Raw genomic sequence first — 23,480 nt, 5'->3', positions numbered from 1 at the left:
GGCGGGCGGGTCAGACCGTCCGGAAGCCGATCCTGGCGAGCACGCCCCAGCGGCCGGAGCGCCGGGTGAGCACGTACACCGAGTCGAAGGAGCCGGTGTGCTCCCCGGCCGCGTCGTACCGGGCGAAGCGGACCAGGGCGTGCACCTGGTCGGGGGAGGACTGGCTCAGCTCGACGCTCTCCCAGCCGCTGCGGGCCCAGCCGGAGCCGACCAGCTGCTCCAGTTCGGGGGCGGAGCGTTCGACGTAGCCGTCCCGGTCCTCCCAGACCGTCACCTCGCCCTCGTGCACCCGGACGTGGGGGTAGTGCAGGGTCTCGGCCCAGGCCGCGAGGTCGCGGCTGTTGAGGGCGTCGAGGAAGCCGTCGAGGGCGGCGCGGGCGGCGGTCTCGTGGGCACGGGTTTCGACGGGCACGGCGGCCTCCGGTACGGGCTGTGGGCGGCGGGGACGCCTCAGCCTGGGCCATCGGCGCGCGCGGTGGGGCCGGGCGGGGCCGATTCAGGTCCAAAGGCCGGGGCACAGACCGGTCGTACGGCCGAAGAGCGGCCCCGGGAGTGTCGGGAAGAATCAGTGGGCGTCGTCGGGCTCATGGGCCGCGGCGTGCAGCACGGCGTCCAGCAGGCCGGGGAAGCGCAGGTCGAGGTCGTCCCGGCGCAGCGACATCAGCCGCCGGGTGCCCTCGACCCGGGTGGTGGTGACGCCGGCCTCGCGCAGCACCTTGAGGTGGTGCGAGAGGGTCGACTTGGAGAGGGGGACGTCCAGGTCGCTGCAACACCGCTCCTCGACCTCGGACAGGCCGGCCACGATGGAGAGGCGGGCCGGGTCGCTGAGGGCGTGGAAGACGCCGGTGAGCTGGATGGAGTCGGTGGCCGGGTGGCTCGGGGTCCGCATGGCGGCTCCTTGGTCGTCCTGGTCGCTGATGGATTGTTCGAACTTTTGCGTACTATCCAATCTTAGGCAATGGGGCCGGCCCGCACCGCCGTTCCCGCGGAAGGACACCCGATGAGCGAACGCCGCGAGCGAACCGCCGGGAGGTGCCCGTGGGCCGCTACGGCCTGACGCTCCCGCTGCGCGGGGTCCCGCTGCACCGGCACCGCGCACTGGTCGAGGAGCTGCCCGACCTGGGCTACACCGACGTGTGGACCGGCGAGGCCGCGGGCTACGACGGGTTCACCCCGCTCGCACTCGCCGCGGCCTGGGCACCGGCGCTGCGGCTGGGCACCGGCGTGGTGCCGGTGCAGACCCGGGGCCCCGCGCTGCTCGCCATGACGGTCGCCTCGCTGGCCGAGGCCGCGCCCGGCCGGGTGGTGGTGGGCGTCGGCTCCTCGGGGCCGCCGTTCGTCACCCGGATCAACGGCATCCCGTTCGAGCACCCGTACCGCCGGGTCCGCGACACCGTGCGGTTCCTGAAGCAGGCCCTGGCCGGACGGACGGTGCAGGGCGGGTTCGACTCCTTCGCCATCGAGCGGTACACCCCGGCGCTGCGGCCCGACCCGGTGCCGCCGGTGATGATGGGCGCGCTCGGCCCGCAGATGCTGCGGCTGGCCGGGCGGGAGGCGGACGGGCTGGTGACCAACTTCCTGGCGGCCGCGGACGTGCCGCGGGTGCGGGCCGCGATGGGGGAGGCGGGCCGCGCCAAGGAGGTGGTGGCCCGGCTGTTCGTCTGCCCGACCAGGGACCGCGACCACGCCCGCTGGCAGGGACGGCAGTTGCTCGGGCCGATCCTCAACGCCCGGACGTACGGCGGCTTCCACGACTGGCTGGGGCGCGGCGAGGAGCTGGCCGCCTCGCACGCCGCGTGGGCGGCGGGCGACTACCACGGCGCCTGCGCGGCGGTGCCCGGGCACCTGGTCGACGCGCTGCTGATCCACGGCTCCCCTGGGGAGTGCCGGGAGCGGGTGGCGGAGTTCGTCGCGGCGGGCGTGGACACGCCGCTGCTGGCGGTGATTCCGGTGCCGGAGTTCGGCGCCGGACCGGAGGGGATGCGCGACACGCTGCGGGCCCTGGCCCCGCAGACGTGACGCCGCGCCGGCGGCCGGCGGCTCAGCCGGCCGCCCGCTGCCCGGACCGGGCGTAGACCATCGCCTGGGCCCGGCTGCGCACGCGCAGCTTGCCGAGCACGTTGGAGACGTGGAACTTGACGGTCTTCTCGCTGAGGTGGAGTTCGGTGGCCATCTCGGCGTTGGACAGCCCGCCCGCGATCAGGGTGAGCACCTCCTGCTCGCGCGGGGTGAGCAGGCGCAGCAGCGGCGGGGTGTGCAGTGGCGGCCCCGGCAGCCGGCGGGCCATCTCGGTGACCACCTCGGCGGTGATCGGCGGGGAGATCAGCGCGTTCCCGGCGGCGACCGCCCGGACCGCGTGCACCATGTCGGACTCGGGGCCGTCCCGCAGGACCAGGCCGCGGGCGCCGGCTCTGAGGTAGTCGAGCATCCGGTCCGGGTCGCCGGGGCGGACCAGCAGGATGGTGCCCGGCTGCCCGGTCTCCCGGTCGGTGGTGAGCTTCTTGACCTCGCAGGCCTCCATGCCGGGCATGTCGGCGTCGATGACCACCACGTCCGGCCGTTTGGCGGCGCAGGCCTGGGCGATCCTCGCGGTGGTGGACAGTTCGGTCAGCGGTTGCAGCCCGGGTGAGCGTTGCAGGATGGTGCGCAGCCCGGTGCGCAGCAGGGGTGAGGCGGCGCAGATGAGCACCCGGACGGTGGGGCCGGCCGGGCTGGTGGGATCGGCGGACCGGTAGAGGGACAGGCTCATGTTCGTTCTCCTTGCCGTCGAGATTCCGGCACTCCGGGCAGCCGGGACCGGCGGGGTGCGTGGGGACACCGGCCGCGGGGCGGAACCGTGATGATGAGAGGAGATCCCGCTCCGGCGTCGGATCGGTGCGCGGAAGCGGGAGGAGGGTTCAGGGGCGACAGCGGCAGCGGTGCGTCGCGCAGTCGGAAGTCACCTCGGCGGCAAGGCCGTTGACTCGACGTTCCCGGAACATGGCAGCCATCCTAAAGATCGGCCTGATCGGTGGTCAAGGATCCTCCGGGGTCCGGAACCACCGGAGGGGTGTCCGTGCGGGGCCGGGGCCGGGGCCTACCAGGCGTCCCAGTGGGCGATCTGCTCGGTGCCGACCCGGGGGCCGGGGCGGAAGTCGGTGCCGATGGTGTGGGCCAGCGGGATCAGCGCGGCCTGGAGGACGGTCTCGTAGGGGATGCCGAGGATCTGGGCGGCCTCGCGCTCGTAGTGCAGGTGCGGGGTGGTCCAGGCGGTGCCGAGGCCGCGGGAGCGGGCGGCGAGCATGAACTGCCAGGTGGCCGGGATGATCGAGCCCCAGGTGTTGGCCTGGCCGACGAAGGAGTCGACCTCGTGCCGGCCCTCGATCCGGACGCACGGGATCACCAGCACCGGGACCTCGTGGAGGTGGTCGAAGAGGTGCTGGGCGCTCTCGGCCAGGCGAAGCCGGCGCAGCTGGTCGCCGGTGGTGCGGTCCACGCCGGTGCCGACCACCTGCTGGCGGGGGCGGACCAGGCCGAGCCGGTAGAGGTCGGCAATGGCGGCGCGCTTGGACGGGTCGGTGACGATCATGAAGTCCCAGCGCTGGCGGTTGCGGCCGGTGGGGGCCTGGGTGGCCAGGGCCAGGCACTCCTCGATCAGTTCGCGCTCCACCGGGCGGGTGAGGTCCAGTCGCTTGCGCACCGCCCGGGTGGTGGTGAGGAGTTCGTCGATGGAAAGCGCGAGGGGCGGCATGTGCTCCAGCTCCGGTCGGGTCGGAAGAGGGGGGCGAATCCTTCCGGATCCTATTTATGGTTCGAAACTTGCGCAACATTCGAAGTCCAGTGGGTGGACCTCACGGGATCTCAAGTTCCGCTCTTGTGTGCGGAGTTGATTGTTCCTATGCTTCCACTATCTTCGAACATTCGAAACATGACGAGATCGCTCGACCGCGAGAGGACGCCATGTCGCAGATCAAAGTCGACGTCGAACCGGCCGAGGCGGGCCTGGATCCCGCACGGCTGCGCCGGATCGACGAGTACCTCAGGGCCTACGTGGACGACGGCCGGCTGCCCGGCTGGCAGCTCGCCGTGACCCGTGGCGGCAGGGTCGCCCACCTCGCCGGGTACGGGCACCGCGACGTCGAGAAGGGCCTGCCGCAGACCCCGGACACCATCTACCGGTCCTGGTCGATGACCAAGCCCGTCACCTCGGTGGCCGCACTGGTGCTGCTGGAGGAGGGCGCGATCGGCCTCCAGGACCCGGTCTCCCGCTACCTGCCGGAGTTCGCCGACGTCCGGGTGTACCAGCGCGGGCCGGCCTCCAGGCCGGTCACCGTCCCGGCCGCCGAGCCGATCCGGATCGTGCACCTGCTCACCCACACCTCCGGCCTGACCTACGGCTTCCACCGGGCGCACCCGGTGGACGAGATCTACACCGCCAACGGCTTCGAGTGGACCACCGCGCCCGGCCTCGACCTCGCCGCGTGCGTGGCGAAGTGGGCCTCCTTCCCGCTGCTCTTCGAGCCCGGCACCGCGTGGAACTACGGCGCCTCCAGCGACGTGCTCGGGCGGGTGATCGAGGTCGCCTCCGGCCGGCGGCTCGACGAGTTCCTGGCCGAGCGGGTGCTCGGCCCGCTCGGCATGGCCGACACCGGCTTCCACGTCCCGGCCGACAAGGCCGACCGGCTGGCCGCCTTCTACGTCGTCGACCCGGCGAGCGGGAAGGCCGTGCGCAACGACGCCTTCGGCGGCGACGTGCTGCGCGAGCCGGACTGCCTGTCCGGCAGCTCCGGGCTGGTCACCACGCTCGCCGACTACCACCGGTTCAGCCAGATGCTGCTCGGCGAGGGCGAGTACCAGGGCGTACGGGTGCTCGGCCGGCACACGCTGCGGCACGCGCTGCGCAACCACCTGCCCGGCGGCGGGGACCTGAAGAGCGTCGGGCGGCCGGTGTTCTCCGAGATGCCCACCGCCGGGGTCGGCTTCGGGCTCGGCTTCGCGGTGGTGCAGGACCCGGCCGCCGCCGGGGTGCCGGCCAGCGCGGGGGAGTACGGCTGGCACAGTGCCGCGTCCACCATCTTCTGGGTGGACCCGGTGGAGCGGCTGACGGTGCTGTTCCTGACCCAGCTGATGCCCTCCAGCGCGCACCAACTGCACGGACGCCTGCGGCAGTTGGTCAACCAGGCGCTGGTCGGCTAAGCGGTTCACCCGCCCGGCTGGACGGTGAGGAGCTTGCGGGTCAGCCGGATCAGCGTCTCGCGCTCCTCGGCGGTGAGCGCGGCGAACACCCGGTCCATCATCGGGGCGATGCCCGCCTCCGCCTCGGCCAGGGCCCGCGACCCGGCCTCGGTCATGGTGACGGCGTAGGCGCGGCGGTCGCGGGGGTGGCGTTCACGGACCACCAGCCCCGAGCTCTCCAGGCCGTCGATGCAGCCGACCATGACGCTGCGGTCGATCCGCAGCTGCTCGCTCAACTCCTGCTGGGAGCAGGCCCCGACCGCGTCCAGCATCTTCAGCACCAGGTGCTGGGCCACCGTCAGCCGGGCGCCGGTCAGCTCCTCGTCGATCGCCCGGGCGACCACGGTGGTGGCCCGGCAGAGCGCGATGTCGGGGCGTTCCCGGGTGAGGGTCGCGAAGTACTGGCGGCGCTCGCCCCCGTCCTCCGTCCGGCTGGGCGAGGCGAGGCGGGGCGTCCGCGGGACGGTGGCCATCGGAACTCCTTCTGCGGGCGGGGCCACCAGCATAACGCGTTCAGGAGATTGTTTTTCCATAGATGTTCTCCAGGAAGGGGAATGCCATGTGCTCACCGGAGACGGTGGCGGGTGCCACCGGCCACGCCGCCACCGGTCCTGCCACCGGTCCCGCCGGCGCCGATCCCGCTGCCGCCGGGCCCGCCGAGGTCTCGGCGCCGCTGCGGGCCAGGGACCCGATCAGCCTGCCGCGCGGCGCCGTCCGGGACCTCACCCACGTGGTCGGCCCGGACTGGCCGGTCTTCGAGCTGTACGTCAGACCGATGGAGATCAAGCGGCTCGCCAACCTCGCCGAGCACGAGTACAACGCCTTCGAGCTCACCTACAACGAGCACATCGGCACCCACCTCGACGCGCCCTCGCACTTCGACGACGACGGCCTGGCCACCCACCAGATCCCGGCCGACACCCTGGTCGCGCCGCTGGCCGTGGTCCGGATCGGCGAGCGCGCCGCCCGTGACCACGTCACCGAACTGACCGTCGACGACCTGCTCGGGTGGGAGAGCCGGCACGGCCGCATCCCCGACGGCGCGCTGCTCGCCGTCGACAACGACTGGGCGCACCGGATCGACACCCCCGGCGCCTTCCTCAACCTCGACCCGGCCGAGGGGCTCTACCGCTTCCCCGGGATCTCGGTGGAGGCCGCGCAGTTCCTGGTCACCGAGCGTTCGGTGGTCGGCGTCGGCACCGACTCGATCAGCCTCGACCCGGGCACCCGCCCGGCCGACCCGGACACCCACCGGGTGCTGCTGCCGGCCGGCAAGTACGCCATCGAGTGCCTCGCCGGGCTCGACACCGTGCCCGACCTCGGCGCCGTCGCCGTGGTCGGCGCGCCCAAGCACCTCGGCGGGACCGGCGGCCCGGTCCGCGTCCTCGCCTTCGTCTGAAACCGACGGCCTCCGCCCGGCGGACAGCCGCCGTCCGGACCGACGGCCGCCGTCCGCACCGACCGACCCGCGAGCACAGGAGAAGCCCATGACCGTACAGACCGGCTCGGAATCCGTCTTCGCCGGGGCCACCGGCGAACGCTGGCAGTGGAACGAGGAGCGCTACCGCGACGGGGTGTTCAGCCACGCCGTCGGCACCGAACTGCACCGGCTGCGGCTGCTGGAGTCCGTCCTGGACGCGCACACCCGCGACCGCTTCCTGGCGCTCGGCCTGCACGCCGGGCACCGGGTGCTGGAGGTCGGCGGGGGCGGCGGCTCGGTCGCCCGCTGGCTGGCCGGCCAGGGCGCCGAGGTGACCGTCACCGACCTCGACACCACCTTCCTGGACGAACTCGCCGCCGACGGCGTGCGGGTGCTGCGCCACGACGTCTACACCGACGACTTCCCGCCCGGCTCCTTCGACTTCATCCACGCCCGGTACGTGGTGATCCACCTGCCCGACCCGGAGAAGGCGGTGGAGCGGCTCGTCGAGTGGCTGGCCCCGGGCGGGACGCTGGTGCTGGAGGAGCCCGCCTTCTTCCCGATCAAGGACTCGCCGCACCTCGGCTACCGGACCGTGCTGCGGGCCTTCCGCCGCCACCTGGAGACCGCGGTGGGCACCGACACCGAGTGGGCGCGCAGCCTGCCGGTGCCGCTGGAGGGCAAGGGGCTGAGCGGCCTCGGCCTCGACGCGCGCTTCCAGCCGGTCGCCGGCGGGGACGACGAGGCCGAGTGGTGGCGGCTCACCCTGGAGCAGACCCGCCCCGCCGTGCTGGCCGCCGGGCTCGCCACCGACGAGGACTTCGAGGCGGCCTACCGGGAGCTGGCCGACCCGGAGTTCAGGGACCTCTCCCTCGCGGTCTTCACCGCCTGGGGGAAGCGGGTCTGACGCCCCCGCACCCGCCGGCGGGCCGGTCACCCCTTCCGGGGCGGCCGGCCCGCCGGCGTTCTCCCGCGGTGCGGCCGGGGGAAACGGCGGCGCCGCCCGTACCCCGGTGGAACCAGGGGTACGGGCGGCGCCGCCGCGTGCGGTCGGAGGGTCAGAGCACCACGCGGACTCCGTACGTCCGCAGCCAGGCGTCCAGCAGCAGGGCGCGCGGCAGCCAGGGCGGCGGGGTGAAGGTGCCGGTGTGCCAGTCGCCGCCGTCCACCTGGGCGCGCAGCGCGTCGGCGTTCAGCAGCGGCAGCGCGGGCGAGTCCCGGTCGGCGAGCAGGGCGCGGGCGGCCTCGCGGACCGCCGCCAGGTACTCCGGGCTCTGCCCGAACGGGAAGCCGCTCTTCTGCCGCCGCACCACCTCGGCGGGCAGCAGGTCGGCGACCGCCTCGCGCAGCAGGCCCTTCTCCTGGCCGCCGACCCGTTTGAGCGCCCACGGGACGTTCCCCACGTACTCGACCAGTCGGTGGTCGGCGAACGGCAGCCGGACCAGCAGGCCGGCCGCGAAGCTCATCCGGTCCTTGCGGTCCAGCAGGAACGGCAGGAAGCGGGTCAGCTGGAGGTGGAAGGCCTCGCGCAGCCGGAGGTCCGCGCCCGACTCGCCCGCCAGCCGCGGGACCTCGGCGATCGCCTCGGCGTAGCGGGCGGCCACCGCGGCGTCCACGTCCAGGTGGCGGCGCAGGTCGGCGGAGAGCATCCCGCTGCGGTCGGAGATCCCGGCCGACCAGGGGAAGTTGGCGGTCGGGTTCGCGGCCTCGGCGGCGAACCAGGGGAAGCCGCCGAAGACGTCGTCCGCGCCCTCGCCGGAGAGCACCACCTCGGCGTGGCCGCGCACCTCGCGGAAGAGCAGGTGCAGCGAGACGTCGAGGTCGCCGACGCCGGGCAGGTCGCGGGCGCGCAGGGTGGCGCCCAGGTGGTCGAGCAGCGAAGGGGCGTCCAGCAGGAAATCGGTGTGCCTGGTGCCCACGTGGTCGACCACCGCGCGCACGTACGGGGCGTCCCGGCTGACGTGCAGGGCGTCCGCCTTGAAGTCGGTCTCGCTGCCGGCGAAGTCGACCGAGTAGGTGGAGACCTTGTCGCCGCCGGCCGCGGCCAGGGCGACGATGGCGCTGGAGTCCAGTCCGCCGGAGAGCAGGGCGCCGGGCTTGACGCCGGTGTCGGCGGACTGCCGGCGCACGGTGTCGGCGAGCAGCTCGCGCACCCGGCGGACGGTGGTCCGCTCGTCGTCGGTGTGCTCGGCGGCCTCCGGTGCCCAGTAGCGCCGGTGGCGCACGCCGTTCGGCCCCGCCACCAGCAGCCATCCGGGGCGGACCTCGTGCAGGCCGCGGTAGACGGCGTCACCGGGGCGCTTGAGCGCGACGGTGAGGACGTCCACCAGGCCGTCCGCGTCCACCTCGGCGGGCAGCCCGGCGGCCAGCAGGGCCTTCGGCTCGGAGCCGAACGCGAGGGAACCGTCCGGGAGTTCGGCCCAGTAGAGCGGTTCGACGCCGAGCCGGTCGCGGATCAGCACCAGCTCCTCGGTGCGGGTGTCCCAGATCGCCACCGCGTAGCCGCCGATCAGCCGCTCGGCGGCGTCGGCGCCCCACTCCAGGTAGGCGCGCAGGGCGAGTTCGGCGTCCGAGCCGTTGCGGATGCGGTGGCCGCGGGCGGTCAGCGCGGTGTGCAGCGGGCCCGGGTTGAGCAGTTCGCCGGAGAAGGCGATGACGGCCGGCGTTGGGTCCAGCTCGGGCGGGAACCAGGGCTGCGGCACGTCGTTGCGGGGCCCGGTGTGGAACCGGCGGTGGCCGAGGCCGACGTGCCCGGCCAGCCAGGTGTCGCCGCCGCGCGGGCCGCGGTGGGTCAGGGTGTCGGTCGACTCCCGTACGAGATCGGCCTGTTCGCGCACATCCCCGGTGCGCGACACCAGCCCGGCGAGACCGCTCATGCGCCCACCTCGCTACGCTCGGCGAGCGCTTCGCGGCACGCGCACCTCTCGATGACGAGCTCGCTCCGCGCGCTCATGCCTTCCCTCCCGTGGCTTCGGCGACCTGCGCCAGCGACTCGCGCACCAGCGAGGTGAGCGGGGCGGGCAGCCGGCCCCAGTTGGCCTCCTCGTTGAGGTCGAGGACCCGGGAGAGCTTCCAGCCCAGGTACTGGCCGAGCGAGGCCAGCGGGGGCAGCTTCTCCACCGGGTGGACGGTCACCGTGTACTCCTCGAACAGCGGGGCGAGGCGCTGTTCCAGCACCCGCGACCAGGAGCCGTCCGGGCTGCCGTCGGTGGTGACCAGGCAGACGAGGCTCCTGCCGCGCAGCACCAGCATGTAGTTGAACACCGAGGCGCCCGGCAGGGCCTCGGCCCACAGCGCCTCCTCCAGGTCGTCCTGGCGGATGTTGTTCTCGGCGAGCAGCAGGACGTCCTGGGCCCGGCCGAGGGTGCGCAGGACGGGCAGCCGGATGCCGCAGTCGCACGGGTCGGTCTCGATCCCGACCAGGTCGCCGGTGCGGTAGCGCAGCAGCGGCCGGGACGGGATGTCCAGGGTGGTGACGACCAGTTCGCCCTGCACCGGGTCGCCCTCCGGGTCGAGCACGGTGGTGCGCTCGCCGTCGTCGATCTCCAGCAGGTAGCTCTGCAACTGGAGGTGCAGTCTGCGGTGTTCGCAGGTGACGGCGAGGGTGCCGGTCTCCGAGGAGCCGTACGAGCCGACGTACGCGGTGCCGCCGGTGAGGCGTTCGAGGTGGCGCACGAAACTGGGGCCGGTCTGTTCGGCCATCAGCAGCAGCCGGTCGAAGCGGGGCAGCGGCAGGCCGTTGCGCTGGGAGAACTGGGCCAGCTCCAGCAGCCGGGAGGGCGGTCCGACGTAGACGTTGGCGCCGAGTTCGGAGATCAGCCGCAGCACCCGGGTGTAGTCGCCGGTGATGTTGTCCACCCAGGGGCGGAAGGACATCACCCCGAGGTACTCCAGCACCTTCTCGAACTGGTAGGCGGCGGGCGCGAACGGGGCGTTGATGAGGATCAGGGCGACGTCGGCGGGCCGCAGCAGCCGGCCCCACATCTCGCCGATGTTGAGGGTGTTGATCAGCAGGTCGTCCACCGCCTTGGGGGCGGGGGCCGGGTCACCGGTGGTGCCGGAGGACTCGTAGTAGTGCAGGAACTCGGACAGCGGGCGGGTGAAGGCGCCGGCGCCGTGGCCGCCGAGTTCCTTCTTGCCGAGGAAGGGCAGCGCGGCGAAGGCCTCCAGGGCCTCGCCGGCGGTCAGCGGGGTGTCCGAGCGCAGCCGCTCGCCGAGTTCGCCGTCGAGGGTGCCGGCGTACATCGGGGAGCGCACCGCGGCGGCCAGGGTGGCGGCGAGCTTGGCGCCGTAGCGGTCGGCCGGGTCCTGGCCCTGCCAGGTGCGGTGGATCAGGGCGGTGTGGGAGTCCAGGCGCTCGGCGGCGTCCTGGCGCAGTGCGCGGTCGCGCAGTAGCAACATCTTCGATTGCTCCTCGGGTTGTGGGGAGTCACGGTCGGGGACGTGCCGGTGCGGGGGGCTGGAAGCGGGACGGGATGCGGGGACGTGCGGGGGAGCAGGCCGGGGGACGGGGCTCAGCGTGCGGCGAAGGGCTCGGGGAGCCCGGCGGCGCGGCGCAGCGAGCCGTCCAGGACCAGGCCGGCCACGGCGGCGATGTCGCCGTCCATCCGCCGGTCGCGGTCGGTGAAGGGGGCGTGCTCGCGGATCAGGCCGTGCACCTTCTGGAGGGTGGGCGAGGCCTTGGGCAGGCCGCGCAGTTCGACCGCCTGGGCGACGGCGAGCAGGTGGATCGCGGTGACGTCGCGGGCGAGCTCGACGACCGTACGGGCGTCGCGGGCGGCGATCGTGCCCATGCTCACCTTGTCCTGGTTGTGCGCCTCGGTGGAGCGGGAGAACAGCGACGCGGGGGCGGCGGTCTTGAGCGCCTCCGCGGTGATCGCGGAGGCGGCGATCTGCATGCCCTTGAAGCCGTGGTGCAGCCCGGCGTGGGTGTCGGTGTCGGCGGCGGGAGCGGTCAGGTTGGGCGGCAGGCCGCGGCTGAACCTGGGGTCGACCACCAGGGCGAGCTGACGGTCGAGCAGGTCGGCGATGTTGGCGACGGCGGTCTTGAGGCTGTCCATGGCCTGGCCGACGTGGCCGGCGTAGAAGTTGCCGCCGTGGTGCAGCAGTCCCTCCTCGGTGTCGAACAGCGGGTTGTCGGTGGAGGAGTTGACCTCGGTCTCCAGCCAGGGCCGCACCCAGTCCAGGGTGTCCCGCAGCACGCCGGTGACGTGCGGGGCGCAGCGCAGCGAGTACGGGTCCTGGATGCGGTGCTCGTGGGTGAGGAAGCCGCGGTCGCCCAGGCGCTCCTGGCGGTCGAGGATGCCCTGGTAGTCGGTGGCGAGTTCGGAGCCGTCGAGCAGGGCGCGGATCGTGGCGGCGGAGGTGAGCTGGCCGGCGTGCGGCTTCTGGCGGTGCGGGAACGGGTGGAAGTGCGAGGCGTTGCCGTGCAGCGCCTCCACGGCGAGGGCGGTGGCGATGTCGGCGGCGGCGGCGAGTTCGGCCGCGTCGTGCGCGGCCAGGACGGCGAAGGCGGAGGTGAAGGCGGTGCCGTTGATCAGTGCCAGCCCCTCCTTGGCGGTGAGCACGACCGGCTCGATGCCCTCCTCGGCGAGTGCCTCGGCGGCCGGGCGGACGCGGCCGCGGTGCAGCACCTCGCCCTCGCCGAGCAGGGCGTGCGCCAGGTAGCAGAGCGGGACGAGGTCGCCGCTGGCGCCGAGCGAGCCGCGTTCGGGGATGAGCGGCAGGAGGTCGGCGGCCAGGTGGCGCAGCAGGGTGTCGACGACGGCGGGGCGGATCGCGGAGGGGCCGCGGCCCAGGCAGTTGGCGCGGATCAGCTGGGCGGCGCGGGCGACTTCGGGCGCGGCGGTCGGGCCGGTGCCGTTGAGGTGGTAGGTGACCAGGTTCCGCTGGAGCGCGGCGGCCCGGTCGGCGGAGATCTGGTGCGCGACCGAGTCGCCGAAGCCGGTGGTGATGCCGTAGAGCGGGATGCCGCGCGCCAGCCAGTCCTCCTTGAGGGCGACGGAGGCGGTCATCCGCCCGGTGGCGGCGGGGGCGAGGACCGGTCCGGGGGCGCCGGGGCGGGCCCGGGCGACGGAGACGATGTCGGTGAGGGTCAGGTCGTGGCCGGTCAGGGCCAGGGCGGGCGTGGCGGGCATGGGGTCCTCGTTCCTGGGCGGAGCGGGCGGTCCGGTCGGTCCGGTCGGTGCGGGACGGTGTACCGGCTGGCCCCAAGTCTCGGGATCGCACGGGTGTTCCGTCTTCGGGCCTCCGTACGGACCGGAGCCCGTCCCAACGGCCGGGCGGCGACCGGGGACCCGGCCCAACGGACGGGCCGCCGGGCCGGGTCGTGGGTGCCGGACGCGGTCACCACTCGACGGGCAGCGCCTTCGGACGCAGCGTCAGCAGACCGCCGAGCCACTCGACCTCGTCGGCCGGCACCGCGAGCCGCAGCGAGGGCAGCCGGCGGGCCAGGGTGCCGAAGGCCACCTGGAGCTCCATCCGGGCGACGCCCGCGCCGGGGCAGTAGTGGGCGCCGTGGCCGAAGGCGACGTGCCTGGGGTCGGTGCGGGTCAGGTCGAGCCGCTCCGGGTCGTCCACCCGGCGGACGTCGCGGCCGGCCGCGTGCATCACCGGGATGACGCCCTCGCCCCTGGCGACCGGGGTGCCGGCCAGCTCCAGGTCCTCGGTGGCGATCCGCATGAAGCCGATCTCGGACGGCGGGGCGTAGCGCAGCAGTTCCTCGGTCGCGTTCTCCAGCAGCTCGGGGCGCTCGGTGAGCAGCCGCCACTGGTCGGGGTGGCGCAGCAGCTGGTAGAGCGCCCTGGAGACCGCGCTGACGGTGGTGTCGTGCCCGGCGACCAGCAGGTTGATGCCGAGCCAGACCAGTTCTCGCTCGTCGAGGCGGTCCTCGTCGTCGCGGGCCGAGATGAGGGTGGAGAGCAGGTCGTCGCCGGGGTTCGCGCGGCGTTCGGCGACCAGCCCGGCCACGTACGCGGCGGACTCCTGGCGGGCGGCGAGCCGCTCCTCGGGGGTGTGGGCGGTGATGGAGACCAGCCGGTCGGTCCACTGCTGGAGCAGCGGGCGGTCCTCGACCGGGGCTCCGACCATCTCGCAGATCACCCAGACCGGCAGCACGGCGGCGAAGTCGTGGTGCAGGTCGGCCGGCCGGGGACCTTCGAGCAGGCGGTCGATCAGCTCGTCGGCGATCTCGACCACCCGGGAGCGCCAGCGCTCGGCCTTGCGCGGGGTGAAGGCGGGGGAGATCAGCCGGCGCAGCCTGGCGTGGTCGGGGCCCTCCTGGTTGAGCAGGTTGTACGGGTTGTCGGAGAAGTCCTCGCCGGAGACGGTGCGTACCGCGCCCGGCTCGCGCAGCGCGGCCCGGGAGAGCCGCTGGTCGGAGAGCGCGGAGACGACCTCGTCGTAGCCGGTGACCAGCCAGGCCTGGTCGCCGCTGGGCAGCCGGACCCGGCTGACCGGGCACTGGGCGCGCAGCTCGGCGAACTCGGCGGGCGGCTCGCCGTAGGGGGAGAGCGGGAGGGGGTAGGCGGTGAGGTCCTGATCGGTCATCGGTCTGCCTCTCGGTCTGTTCGGGTCGTGGTCGCAGTGGTCGTGCTCGTGGTGGTCGTGGTCGTGGTCGCGGTCGCGGTCGGGGGCGGCTCAGGTGGTGGCGGCCAGGTCGGATGAGGGCGAGGGCGCGGGCTCGGGTGCCGGGTCCGCGGCGGGGCCAGGGGGTGTGGGGTCGCCGGGGCGCTGCCGCCGGGGCGTGCCGAGCAGCCGTACCGCAGGGAGTTCGACGTACCGGTGCAGCAGCCCGGCGAGCAGCCAGGCGGCGGTGAACGCGCCGAGCAGCAGCGCGGCGGCGACCGGGGTGGTGAAGGCTCGTCCGGCGCCGAGGGCGCGGTGGCCGTGGTCCAGGATCAGCCGGTGGACCAGGTAGAAGGCGAAGGTCCAGCTGCCGAGGGTGACCATCGGCCGGGAGGTCAGGAAGGAGCGGCGGCCGGCCACGTCCCGGGCGGCGAGCGCGGGCAGCAGCAGGGCGATCGGGAGGATCGCTGGGGTGGTCAGGCCCCACAGGAACGGCAGCTGCTTGGCGAGGAGTTGGGCCGGTACGAGGAGCAGCGCGGCGGGCAGCGCACCGATCGGCAGCCGTTGGCCGGTGAGGACGATCCGGGCGAGCAGGATGCCCAGCACGAACTCCAGCAGCCGCACCGGCGGGAACACGTAGACGAACCAGAACTGCCACACCGAGCCGGAGCCGAAGGGCAGCGGCGGGTGGTCCGGCAGCAGGGCGGCGGCGGCCGGGACGAGCAGGACCGCGGCGATCACCCCGGCCGCCCAGGCCCAGAGCCGCTCGGGGCGGATCCGCCGGATCCAGCGCACCAGCAGCGGGAACGCGGCGTAGAAGAAGATCTCGCAGGAGATCGACCAGCTGACGTCGTCGAGGCTGGAGAAGACCTCGCGGTCCGGGTTCCAGGTGTGCACCAGGAACAGGTTGGGAACGGCCTGGCGGGCGGTGGCGGCCGTGCCCGCGGCGGCGAGCAGCACCAGTGCGGCGGCCCAGGTGAGCACGTGCAGCGGGTAGATCTTCGCGGCCCGGCGGCGCCAGAAGCCGCGGGCGCCGTGGCCGGGGCGGGAGCCCCAGGTGATCACGAAGCCGCTGAGGACGAAGAAGCAGCTGATCGCGGTCCAGGCGCCGTTGCCGACGAGCCAGGCGTAGGCGTCGGCGACCCCCGCGTCGCCGAACGGCTTCTCCATGTCGGCGTGGAAGGCGAAGACCGGGACCACGATCAGGAACCTGACGCCGGTGAGGGAGGGCAGGCGGGGCCGTCTGACGGATTCGGGCATGGGTGGGCAACTCCCCCGTACGAAGGGCCGAAATTTCTAAGGTTCGGCAATTATCAAACAATAGGAAGTCAACTCCACGCGATGCAAGGGGTGTTGGTGTTCGTGTGGTGTCGAGATTGTTTGACGCTAGATGATTTGGCTGCTACTTTCGGTCCACTTGATTGAGATGCAGACGATTGTCTGCCAGACGGATAGGGAGAGGGCCGATGCCGGACACGGCGCCCCGCACCCTCGGCGCGCACAAGGGGTTGGCACTCCTGGTGCTGTGCGCCCAGCTCTTCCTCGACTCGATGGACGTCTCCCTGATGGGTGTCGCCCTCCCGGAGATCAGGCAGGACCTCGGCCTCGGGCCGCAGACACTGCAATGGATCATCTCCGGCTACGCCGTCGCCTACGGCGGCTTCCTGCTGCTCGGCGGACGCGCCGCCGACCTCTTCGGCCGCCGCCGGCTGTTCTTCTGGGCCACCGCCGTGTTCGCCCTGGCCAGCCTCGGCGGCGGGCTCGTCTCCGACGGCACCCTGCTGGTCGTCAGCCGCGTCATCAAGGGCGTCGCGGCGGCCTTCATCGCCCCCGCCGCGATGTCGATCATCACCACCACGTTCAAGGAGGGCCCCGAGCGCACCCGCGCGATGGGCATCTTCTCCCTCACCGGCGCCAGCGGCTACGCGGCCGGCCTGGTGTTCTCCGGCGTCCTGACCGAACTGCACTGGCGGCTCGTCTTCTTCGTCCCCTTCGTGGTCGCCGCACTCGTCCTCGCCGTCACCAACCGCGCCGTCGCCCCCGACCGGCCGCGCACCGGCGAGCGGCCGGGCTTCGACGCGGCCGGCGCGCTCACCGCCACCGCCGGCGTCCTGCTGCTCGTCCTCGGACTCGTCCGCGCCCCCGAGGTCGGCTGGGGCTCCACCGCCACCCTCGGCTCACTGATCGCCGCCGTCGTCCTGCTGGCCGCCTTCGTGGTCATCCAGCAGCGCCGCACCGACCCGCTGCTGCCACTGCGGATCTTCCGCTCCCGCACCCTGTCCACCGCCAACACCGTCGGACTGGTCTGGGCCTGCGCCACCATCGGCTGGCAGTTCATCGCCCTGCTCTACCTCCAGCAGGTGCGCGGCTACAGCGCCCTCCAGGCGGGCCTGGCGATCGTCCCGATGGCCGCCGCGATCCTGCTCGCCGTCAACCTCGCGCCCAAGCTGATCAACCGCTCCGGGCTGCGCACGGCGGCCGTCCTCGGCCTGCTCCTCCAGGGCGGCGGCATCCTGCTGTTCCTGCGCACCGGCACCGACAGCAGCTACCCGGCCGTCCTGCTGCCCGCGCTGATCGTGCACGGGCTCGGCAACGGCACCAGCTTCCTCGCCTTCAACATCGCCGCCGTCAGCGGCGTGAAGAACGAGGACCAGGGCCTGGCCACCGCGCTGGTCACCGCGGCCCTCCAGCTCGGCGGCGGCATCGGCGTCGCGGTCGGCGCGGCCGTGCTCACCGGCGTCGGCGGCGCCTCGCCGTCGCTCTCCGCCTACCACTGGGCCTTCCTGGTGGCCGCGGTCTTCTCGGCCGTCGGACTGGTCGCCGCCGCCCTCGGGCTCGGTGCGCCGAAGGGCGGGGCGGACGTGGTGGCAGCGGACGAGGCGGCAGTTGACGGGGCGGCAGCGGATGGCGCCGCGGCGGGCGACAGCGCCGCGGACACGGCGCCCGCCGAAGCGCAGACCCTGGCCGCGAACCTCCGGGAGGGCCGGGCGTGACCACCACCAGGCCCGCCGCCACCGCCGTCGAACGGCTCACCCCGGACGACCCCAGGATCTCCTGGGACGGCATCAGCGGCCTGGCCCGCCACGAGGACCGCTGGATCCCGCTGCGCCTGCCGCTGGACCGGGTGGCGACCACGCTCTCCGCCGACTTCGCCCGGCTCGCCCGACTCCCGGCCGGCGCCCGCTTCGGCCTGCGCACCGACGCCGTCGAACTGGTCCTGGAACTGGACGCCGAATCCGGCAGCGCACCGCTGGACGTGGTGGTGGACGGCGTCGTCGCCCACCGCTGGCACCCGGTGTCCGGGCGCCACCGGCTGGCCCTGCCACTGCCCGCGGGAGCGGACGGCCCGGCCGAGGTGGAGGTCTGGCTGCCGCACCTCAGCCGCACCCGGATCGGCCGGCTCTCGCTGCGCGGACACCGGGTGCTGGAGCCCGTCGAACGCCCGGGGCCGCGCTGGATCGCCTACGGCAGCTCGCTCACCCAGGCGATGTTCCCGCACGGCCCGTCCGAGAGCTGGGTCTCCCTGGTGGCCGTCCGGCACGGCTGGCGGCTGCGCAACCTCGGCTTCGCCGGGGAGGCGTACCTGGACCCGCTGGTCGCCCGGGTGCTCAGGGACAGCCCGGCCGAGCTGATCACCCTGGAGATCGGCACCAACGCGTACATCCGCAGCGTGTTCACCGCGCGCAGCTGGGGCTCGGCGGTGTGCGGGTTCGTCGAGACCGTCCGTGACGGCCACCCGGACACCCCGATCGCGGTGATCACCGCGCTGCCCTCGGTGGAGCGGGAGAAGGCGGTCAACGCCGCCGGACTCACCCTGGAGGGCATCCGCGAGCTGACCGGGGAGGCGGTCCGGGTGCTCCAGGGGCTCGGCGACCGGCGGCTGCACCTGATCGACGGCCGGGACGTGCTGCCCGTCGCCGAGGCCGACCGGGTGTACGCGGACGGCCTGCACCCGACCCCGGACGGCGAGCACGACCTGGCCGACCGGGCCGCGCCGATCCTGCGGCGGCTGCTGCCCGGCTGAACCCCGGGCGTACGGCGGTGCCCCGACGGGACGTTCCCGTCGGGGCACCGCCGTGTGCCGGCGGCCGTCAGGCCGCCGCGGCCCGCGCGGGCAGCCGGGGCACCGCCGCCAGCAGCTGCCGGGTGTACGGGTGCCCGGGCGACCGGAACACCCGTTCGACCGGGCCGTACTCGACGGCCCTGCCGTCCTTCATCACCAGCACCCGGTCACTGACCTGACGCACCACCGCGAGGTCGTGCGAGATGAACAGCATCGCCAGGCCCAGCTCGTCCCGCAGCCGGGCCAGCAGCTCCAGCACCTGCGCCTGCACCGAGACGTCCAGCGCGGACACCGGCTCGTCGCAGACCAGCAGCCGCGGCCCGGTGGCCAGCGCCCGGGCGATCGCCACCCGCTGGCGCTGCCCGCCGGACAGCCCGTGCGGCCGCCGCTCCAGGTGCTGCTCGCCGAGGCCCACCTGGGTCAGCAGTCCGACCGCCCGCTCCCGCCTGGCCGCGCCGCGGGGCACCCCGGCGACCGCCAGCGCCTCGGCCAGGATCCGCCGGACGGTGAAGCGCGGATCGAAGGAGGCCAGCGGGTCCTGGTGGACCAGCTGCACCGCGGGCCTGGCCGGTCGGCGCTCGCGCTCGGGCAGCGCGCTCCACGGCCGGCCGTCCAGCAGCACCTCGCCGGCGTCCGGGGCCAGCATGCCCATCACCAGCCGGGCGGTGGTGCTCTTGCCGGATCCCGACTCGCCGACGATGCCCAGGGTCTCGCCGGGCGCGAGCCCGAACGACACCTCGGCGACCGCCTCCCGCAGGCCGCCGTCCGGGGTGCGGTAGCGCTTCACCAGGCCGCGGACGGTGAGGAGTTCGTCCTTCGTGACGGTGGCGGTGACGGTGGCGGCGACATCGGCGGGGGAGCGGGCGGGGGAGGGGACCGGGGCCGGGCGGTCCGGATCGGGGGCGGCGGCCAGCAGCATCCGGGTGTACGGGTGCTCCGGCGCGCCCAGCACCCGCCCGGCCGGACCGCTCTCCACGATCCGGCCGTCTTTCATCACCGCGATCCGGTCCGCCAGCCTGGCCACCACCGCCAGGTCGTGGCTGATCAGCAGCAGCGCCGTCCCCTCGGCCTTCAACCGGCCCAGCAGGTCCAGCACCTGGGCCTGCACGGTGACGTCCAGCGCGGTGGTCGGCTCGTCCGCGACTAGCACCCGCGGACCGGCCGCCAGCGCGGAGGCGATCAGCGCGCGCTGGCGCAGCCCGCCGGACAGCTGGTGCGGGTACTGCCGGGCCCGCTCGGCCGGCTCCGGCACCCCGACGGCGGCCAGCAACTCCTCGACCCGGCCGGGCACGTCGGCCTTCGGCAGGACGCGGTGGGCGAGCAGCGGCTCACCCACCTCGGCGCCCACCCGGCGCAGCGGGTCCAGCGCGGACAGCGCGTCCTGGAGCACCAGCCCGACCGTCCGGCCGCGCACCCGGCGCCAGTCCCGCTCACCGAAGGCCGCGGCGTCCCGGCCCTCGACCAGGAACCGCTCGGCCCGTACGGCGGCACCGGGCGCGGTCAGCCCGACCAGCGTCCTGGCCGTGACGCTCTTGCCCGAGCCGGACTCGCCGACCAGCGCCAGGCACTCGCCCGCCGACAGTGTCAGCGACACCCCGGCCACCACCGTGGTGCGCCGTCTGCCGTGGCCGAACTCGACGTTCAGGCCCTCCAGTTCGACGATCGGGCTCATGGCGTCCGTCCTTCCAGGCGGCGGTGCAACTGTCGGCCGAGCACGGTGATCGCGACCACCACGGCGGTGATGGCGGCCCCCGGGAACACCGCGATCCACCAGGCGGTGGACAGGAAGTCGCGGCCCTGCGAGAGCATCGCCCCCCACTCCGGGGCGGGCGCCCTGGGGCCGAGCCCGAGGAAGCTGAGCGCCGAGCCCGACACCACGGCGCTGCCGACGGCCAGCGTGGCGGGCACGGTCAGCGGCCCCAGCGTGTTCGGCAGCACGTGCCGCAGCACCACGGCCGTCCTGGGCACCCCGAGCGCCGTCGCGGCACGCACGTACTCCGAACCGCGCACCACCATCGCCCGCCCCCGCACCAGCCGGGCGAAGCCGGGAGTGGCCGCGATCGCGATGGCCAGCAGCGCGTTGCCGGTGCCCGGGCCCACCACGGCGATCACCAGCAGCGCGAGCAGCAGTTCCGGCAGGGCCAGCAGGACGTCCACCGCGCGCATCGAGACCTGGTCGCCGATCCGGCCGGACAGCGCGGCCGACAGCCCGACCAGCAGGCCGGCCAGCACCGACAGCGCGGTCGCGCCGAGCCCGATCAGTAGCGAGTAGCGGGCGCCGTGCACCACCCTGGCGTACACGTCCCGGCCCAACTGGTCGGTGCCCAGCCAGTGTTCGGAGCCGGGCGGGGTGAGCGCGGCGACCGGCTCGGCCGCCGTCGGGTCGGCGTGCGCGAGCAGCCCCGGCCAGGCGCAGGCGAGCACCGCCGCCGCCAGGACCAGGGCGGCGAGCAGCACCCCGGGGCGCACCCGGGCCGCCCGCCGGCCGGCCGAGCGGACCTTCCGGGCGGCCGGCCCGGCGGCGGGCACGACGGAGCCGGTCATGCCGCCACCTCCCGCACCGCACCGGCACCGCGCAGCCGGGGATCGATCAGCAGGTAGAGCGCGTCCACCGCGGTGTTCACCACCAGGTAGACCGCCGCGGACAGCAGGATCAGCCCGGTCACCACCGGCAGGTCGTGCCCGGTGACCGCGTCCAGCGCCACCCGGCCCAGACCCGGCCGGGCGAACACCGTCTCCACCAGAACCGTCCCGCCCAGCAGCCCGCCCACCAGCCAGCCGCCCAGCGTGACCGCAGGCACCAGCGCGTGCCGCAGCGCGTGCCGGCCGCGCAGCGCCAGCGGACCGATCCCGCGCGAACGGGCGGTCAGCGCGAACGGCTCGTGCAGCGCCGACTCCAGCCCCTCCCGCAGCACCTGCGAGAGCAGCGAGCCGAACGGCACCGCCAGGGTGACCGCCGGCAGCACCAGCGACTCCCAGCCCTCCGCCCCGGCGACCGGGAACAGCCGCAGGTGGAAGGAGAACAGCGTGAGCAGCAGGACACCCAGCCAGAACGGCGGGGTGGAGACCGCCAGCAGCTCCGCCCCGGAGGCGGCGCCGCGCACCGACCGCCCCCGCCCGGCCGTGGTCACCGCGGATACCAGGGCGAACAGCAGGATCAGCCCGAACGCCGTCAGCGCCAGCGCCGCGGTGGGGCCGAGCTGCTCGCCGATGATCCGGCTCACCGGTTGCTGCTGCTGGTAGGAGCGGCCGAGGTCGCCGCCCAGCAGCCGGCCGAGGAAGGTCAGGTACTGCGAGAACAACGGGCGGTCCAGCCCGAACTCCCGGGTGATCTCGGCCCGGACGGCCGCCGAGCCGGTGGTCACCGAGCCGCCGAGCAGGGTCGACACCGGGTCGCCGGGCACCAGGTGCAGCGCCACGAACCCCAGGGTGGCGGCGCCCCAGAGCACCAGGACCGCTCCCCCCAGGCGGTTCAGCACCGCGCGCGCGACCCGTGTCACCTGGTCTTCCAGACGCCGGCGAACTGCGGCCACGCGTTCGCGTCGAACGCCAGGCCCCGGACGGCCTGGGTGTGCCCGATCAGATTGGTGGTCACGTACAGCGGCAGCACCGTGCCGTGCTCCACCGCCCACCGCTCGGCCTTGGTGTAGTTCGCCTTGCGGGCCGCCGGATCGGTGGTCGCCGCGCCCGCCGTCAGCCAGCCGTCCAGCGTCGGGTCGTTGCTCAGCGAGACGTTCTGGCCGCCCGCGGCCGGGGTGCTGGAGGAGAGGTAGAAGCCCGCCAGGATCGCCGGGTCGGCCCGCACCCAGGAGTTGTCCCACAGGTCGTAGTCGCCGCTCGCGTAGATCCTGAAGTAGGTGCCGTTGTCGATGGAGTCGCGCACCAGCTCGATCCCGGCCTTCTTCAGGTCGGCCTGGATGCCCGCCGCCAGGGTGTCGCGCTGGTCCCGCACCAGCGAGGCGATGTACGGCCAGTGCAGGGTGAGCCGCTTGCCGTCCTTCACCCGGTAGCCGTCGCCGTCCCTGGCGCTCCAGCCCGCCTCGTCCAGCAGCCGGCCGGCCGCCGCGGCGTCGTGCGGGAGCGCGTCCTTCAGCCCGGCCTCGTACGACGCCGGGGTGGTCGGGCTGAGCGGGCTCCAGGCACGCTCGTACTCGCCGAAGTAGATGCTCCTGACCAGCGCCTCCACGTCCACCGCCCGCTGGACGGCCTGGCGCACCCGCTCGTCCCGCAGCGCGCCGCGGGTCGAGTTCAGGAACAGCGAGTAGACCACGCCCGGGTTCTGGGTGCGGCTCACCTCGATGCCGTCGGCCGCCCGGGCGGTGCGCACCGCCGTGACCGGCAGCGTGGCCGCGTCCACCTGGCGGCTGGTCAGCGCGCCGGCCCGGACCGAGTCCTCGGGCAGGAAGCGGATCGTCAGACCGTCCAGGTACGGCGCGCCCTGGTTCGCGGCGCCCTCCGGCGCCCAGGCGTAGGCGTCGTTGCGCCGGAACTCGACGTGGTCGTTCTTGACGTACTCGGTCTCCTTGAACGGCCCGGTGCCCACCGAGTCCGCGCCGCCCGCGCACAGCCGGTCCGCCTTCTCCACCAGCGACCTGGGCGAGGCGATGCCCAGGTACGGGGTGGCGGCCGCCTGGAGGAACGGCACGTACGGATCCGCGAAGGAGACCCGGACGGTGAGCGGCTCCACCACCTCGGCGCCGGTGTACGGACCGAGCAGGCTGGCCGCGTACAGCGACTTGGTCTTCGGGTCCTTGACGTGGTCCAGATTGGCCTTCACCGCGGCGGCGTCGAAGGCGGTGCCGTCGTGGAAGGTGACGCCCTCGCGCAGCCGGAAGGTGTACGTCCTGGCGTCCGGCGAGATCTCCCAGGACTTCGCCAGCCACGGGTGGAAGGCGCCCTTGTCGTCCAGGTACACCAGCGAGTCGAAGACGTTGCGCTGGATCACCGCCGTCACGTCGCCCGGGCTGACGTGCGGGTCCAGGCAGGACGTGCCGACCGCCACCGCGTACTTCAGGGTGCCGCCGCGCACCGGAACCCCTTCGGCGCCCGCCCCCGACCCGGCCGGGCCGGCGGAGGAGCAGCCCGCGAGCAGCACCGCCGCCAGTCCGGCGGCGGGCAGGGCGGTCGGGACGGCGAATCGACGGGGGGTGCGGCGGGCGGTGCGGCGGCGGGGGGTGGGACGGGCGGCGGGCACGGGTCTGCTGGGCATGCGTGAAC

20 protein-coding genes are annotated in these 23,480 nt (G+C 74.0%); 6 read left to right on the top strand and 14 right to left on the bottom strand.

The annotated features are described in order from the left end of the window. Nucleotides 1-10: 10 nt before the first annotated feature. Together BU198_RS36710 and BU198_RS36705 are read right to left on the bottom strand one after the other, a co-directional pair. Nucleotides 11-412: a hypothetical protein gene (locus tag BU198_RS36710; RefSeq protein WP_188301138.1), complete on the bottom strand. Its 402-nt coding sequence runs from the start codon at nucleotides 410-412 to the stop codon at nucleotides 11-13. Nucleotides 413-565: 153 nt separating this feature from the next. Beyond that, nucleotides 566-889 carry an ArsR/SmtB family transcription factor gene (locus BU198_RS36705; protein ID WP_188301137.1) on the bottom strand — a complete coding sequence of 108 codons (324 nt, stop codon included), beginning with the start codon at nucleotides 887-889 and terminating at the stop codon, nucleotides 566-568. 149 nt (nucleotides 890-1,038) lie between these two features. On the opposite strand from BU198_RS36705, the gene BU198_RS36700 reads away from it, so the two are divergent. After that, nucleotides 1,039-2,019, top strand: a complete 981-nt coding sequence (locus BU198_RS36700; RefSeq protein ID WP_188301136.1) for an LLM class F420-dependent oxidoreductase — start codon at nucleotides 1,039-1,041, stop codon at nucleotides 2,017-2,019. Nucleotides 2,020-2,041: 22 nt separating this feature from the next. Here the strand turns inward: BU198_RS36700 and BU198_RS36695 are convergent, their stop codons facing one another. Both BU198_RS36695 and BU198_RS36690 read right to left on the bottom strand, forming a co-directional pair. Next, complete coding sequence (locus BU198_RS36695; protein WP_188301135.1) at nucleotides 2,042-2,749, bottom strand: LuxR C-terminal-related transcriptional regulator; 708 nt, start codon at nucleotides 2,747-2,749, stop codon at nucleotides 2,042-2,044. 327 nt (nucleotides 2,750-3,076) lie between these two features. Then, nucleotides 3,077-3,730, bottom strand: coding sequence for a nitroreductase family protein (locus BU198_RS36690; protein WP_188301134.1), 654 nt, complete (start codon nucleotides 3,728-3,730; stop codon nucleotides 3,077-3,079). Nucleotides 3,731-3,939: 209 nt separating this feature from the next. Between BU198_RS36690 and BU198_RS36685 the strand changes: the two genes are divergently transcribed. Continuing rightward, on the top strand, nucleotides 3,940-5,175 hold the full coding sequence (locus BU198_RS36685) for a serine hydrolase domain-containing protein (RefSeq protein WP_188301133.1): 1,236 nt from the start codon (nucleotides 3,940-3,942) through the stop codon (nucleotides 5,173-5,175). Nucleotides 5,176-5,180: 5 nt separating this feature from the next. Here BU198_RS36685 and BU198_RS36680 read toward each other — a convergent pair whose 3' ends face one another. Further along, nucleotides 5,181-5,687: a MarR family winged helix-turn-helix transcriptional regulator gene (locus BU198_RS36680; protein ID WP_188301132.1), complete on the bottom strand. Its 507-nt coding sequence runs from the start codon at nucleotides 5,685-5,687 to the stop codon at nucleotides 5,181-5,183. An 86-nt stretch (nucleotides 5,688-5,773) separates the two neighbouring features. Here BU198_RS36680 and BU198_RS36675 point away from each other — a divergent pair, with 86 nt between their 5' ends. Both BU198_RS36675 and BU198_RS36670 read left to right on the top strand, forming a co-directional pair. Continuing rightward, nucleotides 5,774-6,613, top strand: coding sequence for a cyclase family protein (locus BU198_RS36675; RefSeq protein ID WP_188301131.1), 840 nt, complete (start codon nucleotides 5,774-5,776; stop codon nucleotides 6,611-6,613). A gap of 88 nt (nucleotides 6,614-6,701) precedes the next feature. Further along, complete coding sequence (locus BU198_RS36670; RefSeq protein ID WP_188301130.1) at nucleotides 6,702-7,541, top strand: class I SAM-dependent methyltransferase; 840 nt, start codon at nucleotides 6,702-6,704, stop codon at nucleotides 7,539-7,541. Between the two features lie 151 nt (nucleotides 7,542-7,692). Here BU198_RS36670 and asnB read toward each other — a convergent pair whose 3' ends face one another. The 5 genes from asnB to BU198_RS36645 form a co-directional block, all read right to left on the bottom strand. Next, nucleotides 7,693-9,510, bottom strand: coding sequence for an asparagine synthase (glutamine-hydrolyzing) (gene asnB / locus BU198_RS36665; protein ID WP_188301129.1), 1,818 nt, complete (start codon nucleotides 9,508-9,510; stop codon nucleotides 7,693-7,695). Between the two features lie 73 nt (nucleotides 9,511-9,583). After that, on the bottom strand, nucleotides 9,584-11,035 hold the full coding sequence (locus tag BU198_RS36660; RefSeq protein ID WP_188301128.1) for a phenylacetate--CoA ligase family protein: 1,452 nt from the start codon (nucleotides 11,033-11,035) through the stop codon (nucleotides 9,584-9,586). Between the two features lie 113 nt (nucleotides 11,036-11,148). Continuing rightward, nucleotides 11,149-12,771, bottom strand: a complete 1,623-nt coding sequence (locus tag BU198_RS36655; protein WP_188301127.1) for an aromatic amino acid ammonia-lyase — start codon at nucleotides 12,769-12,771, stop codon at nucleotides 11,149-11,151. Between the two features lie 208 nt (nucleotides 12,772-12,979). Next, nucleotides 12,980-14,182, bottom strand: coding sequence for a cytochrome P450 (locus tag BU198_RS36650; protein ID WP_188301126.1), 1,203 nt, complete (start codon nucleotides 14,180-14,182; stop codon nucleotides 12,980-12,982). Nucleotides 14,183-14,272: 90 nt separating this feature from the next. Continuing rightward, the gene (locus BU198_RS36645) at nucleotides 14,273-15,460 is read right to left on the bottom strand and encodes an acyltransferase family protein (protein ID WP_188301125.1); all 1,188 of its coding nucleotides are present in this window, start codon (nucleotides 15,458-15,460) and stop codon (nucleotides 14,273-14,275) included. 206 nt (nucleotides 15,461-15,666) lie between these two features. Here BU198_RS36645 and BU198_RS36640 point away from each other — a divergent pair, with 206 nt between their 5' ends. Continuing rightward, nucleotides 15,667-17,193 carry an MFS transporter gene (locus BU198_RS36640; RefSeq protein WP_188301124.1) on the top strand — a complete coding sequence of 509 codons (1,527 nt, stop codon included), beginning with the start codon at nucleotides 15,667-15,669 and terminating at the stop codon, nucleotides 17,191-17,193. After that, complete coding sequence (locus BU198_RS44070) at nucleotides 17,190-18,224, top strand: SGNH/GDSL hydrolase family protein (RefSeq protein ID WP_188301123.1); 1,035 nt, start codon at nucleotides 17,190-17,192, stop codon at nucleotides 18,222-18,224. The genes BU198_RS36640 and BU198_RS44070 overlap by 4 nt, the downstream gene beginning before the upstream one ends. A 67-nt stretch (nucleotides 18,225-18,291) precedes the next feature. Here BU198_RS44070 and BU198_RS36630 read toward each other — a convergent pair whose 3' ends face one another. From BU198_RS36630 to BU198_RS36615, 4 genes are all read right to left on the bottom strand, one after another. After that, a complete protein-coding gene (locus tag BU198_RS36630) occupies nucleotides 18,292-19,935 on the bottom strand; it encodes a dipeptide ABC transporter ATP-binding protein (protein ID WP_188301122.1) in 1,644 nt (547 codons plus the stop codon). After that, nucleotides 19,932-20,807, bottom strand: coding sequence for an ABC transporter permease (locus BU198_RS36625; protein ID WP_188301121.1), 876 nt, complete (start codon nucleotides 20,805-20,807; stop codon nucleotides 19,932-19,934). The genes BU198_RS36630 and BU198_RS36625 overlap by 4 nt, the downstream gene beginning before the upstream one ends. After that, nucleotides 20,804-21,763, bottom strand: coding sequence for an ABC transporter permease (locus BU198_RS36620; RefSeq protein ID WP_317620478.1), 960 nt, complete (start codon nucleotides 21,761-21,763; stop codon nucleotides 20,804-20,806). The genes BU198_RS36625 and BU198_RS36620 overlap by 4 nt, the downstream gene beginning before the upstream one ends. Next, nucleotides 21,760-23,480, bottom strand: a 1,721-nt coding sequence (locus tag BU198_RS36615) for an ABC transporter substrate-binding protein (RefSeq protein WP_223245431.1), incomplete at its 5' end; no start/stop codon positions are given. The genes BU198_RS36620 and BU198_RS36615, both read right to left, overlap by 4 nt.

Source organism: Streptomyces sp. CBMA156 (assembly GCF_014596515.1).
Taxonomy (GTDB): Bacteria; Actinomycetota; Actinomycetes; order Streptomycetales; family Streptomycetaceae; genus Kitasatospora.
Note: the sequence above shows the minus strand (reverse complement) of the source record. Positions and strands in the feature narration are given on the sequence as shown.

Excerpts from the sequence above, each read along its gene's own strand:
- BU198_RS36705 (WP_188301137.1), bottom strand. The coding sequence starts at position 889 with ATGCGGACCCCGAGCCACCCGGCCACCGACTCCATCCAGCTCACCGGC.
- BU198_RS36695 (WP_188301135.1), bottom strand. The coding sequence starts at position 2,749 with ATGAGCCTGTCCCTCTACCGGTCCGCCGATCCCACCAGCCCGGCCGGC.
- BU198_RS36690 (WP_188301134.1), bottom strand. The coding sequence starts at position 3,730 with ATGCCGCCCCTCGCGCTTTCCATCGACGAACTCCTCACCACCACCCGG.
- BU198_RS36685 (WP_188301133.1), top strand. The coding sequence starts at position 3,940 with ATGTCGCAGATCAAAGTCGACGTCGAACCGGCCGAGGCGGGCCTGGAT.
- BU198_RS36680 (WP_188301132.1), bottom strand. The coding sequence starts at position 5,687 with ATGGCCACCGTCCCGCGGACGCCCCGCCTCGCCTCGCCCAGCCGGACG.
- BU198_RS36675 (WP_188301131.1), top strand. The coding sequence starts at position 5,774 with ATGTGCTCACCGGAGACGGTGGCGGGTGCCACCGGCCACGCCGCCACC.
- BU198_RS36670 (WP_188301130.1), top strand. The coding sequence starts at position 6,702 with ATGACCGTACAGACCGGCTCGGAATCCGTCTTCGCCGGGGCCACCGGC.
- asnB (WP_188301129.1), bottom strand. The coding sequence starts at position 9,510 with ATGAGCGGTCTCGCCGGGCTGGTGTCGCGCACCGGGGATGTGCGCGAA.
- BU198_RS36660 (WP_188301128.1), bottom strand. The coding sequence starts at position 11,035 with ATGTTGCTACTGCGCGACCGCGCACTGCGCCAGGACGCCGCCGAGCGC.
- BU198_RS36655 (WP_188301127.1), bottom strand. The coding sequence starts at position 12,771 with ATGCCCGCCACGCCCGCCCTGGCCCTGACCGGCCACGACCTGACCCTC.
- BU198_RS36650 (WP_188301126.1), bottom strand. The coding sequence starts at position 14,182 with ATGACCGATCAGGACCTCACCGCCTACCCCCTCCCGCTCTCCCCCTAC.
- BU198_RS36645 (WP_188301125.1), bottom strand. The coding sequence starts at position 15,460 with ATGCCCGAATCCGTCAGACGGCCCCGCCTGCCCTCCCTCACCGGCGTC.
- BU198_RS36640 (WP_188301124.1), top strand. The coding sequence starts at position 15,667 with ATGCCGGACACGGCGCCCCGCACCCTCGGCGCGCACAAGGGGTTGGCA.
- BU198_RS36630 (WP_188301122.1), bottom strand. The coding sequence starts at position 19,935 with ATGAGCCCGATCGTCGAACTGGAGGGCCTGAACGTCGAGTTCGGCCAC.
- BU198_RS36625 (WP_188301121.1), bottom strand. The coding sequence starts at position 20,807 with ATGACCGGCTCCGTCGTGCCCGCCGCCGGGCCGGCCGCCCGGAAGGTC.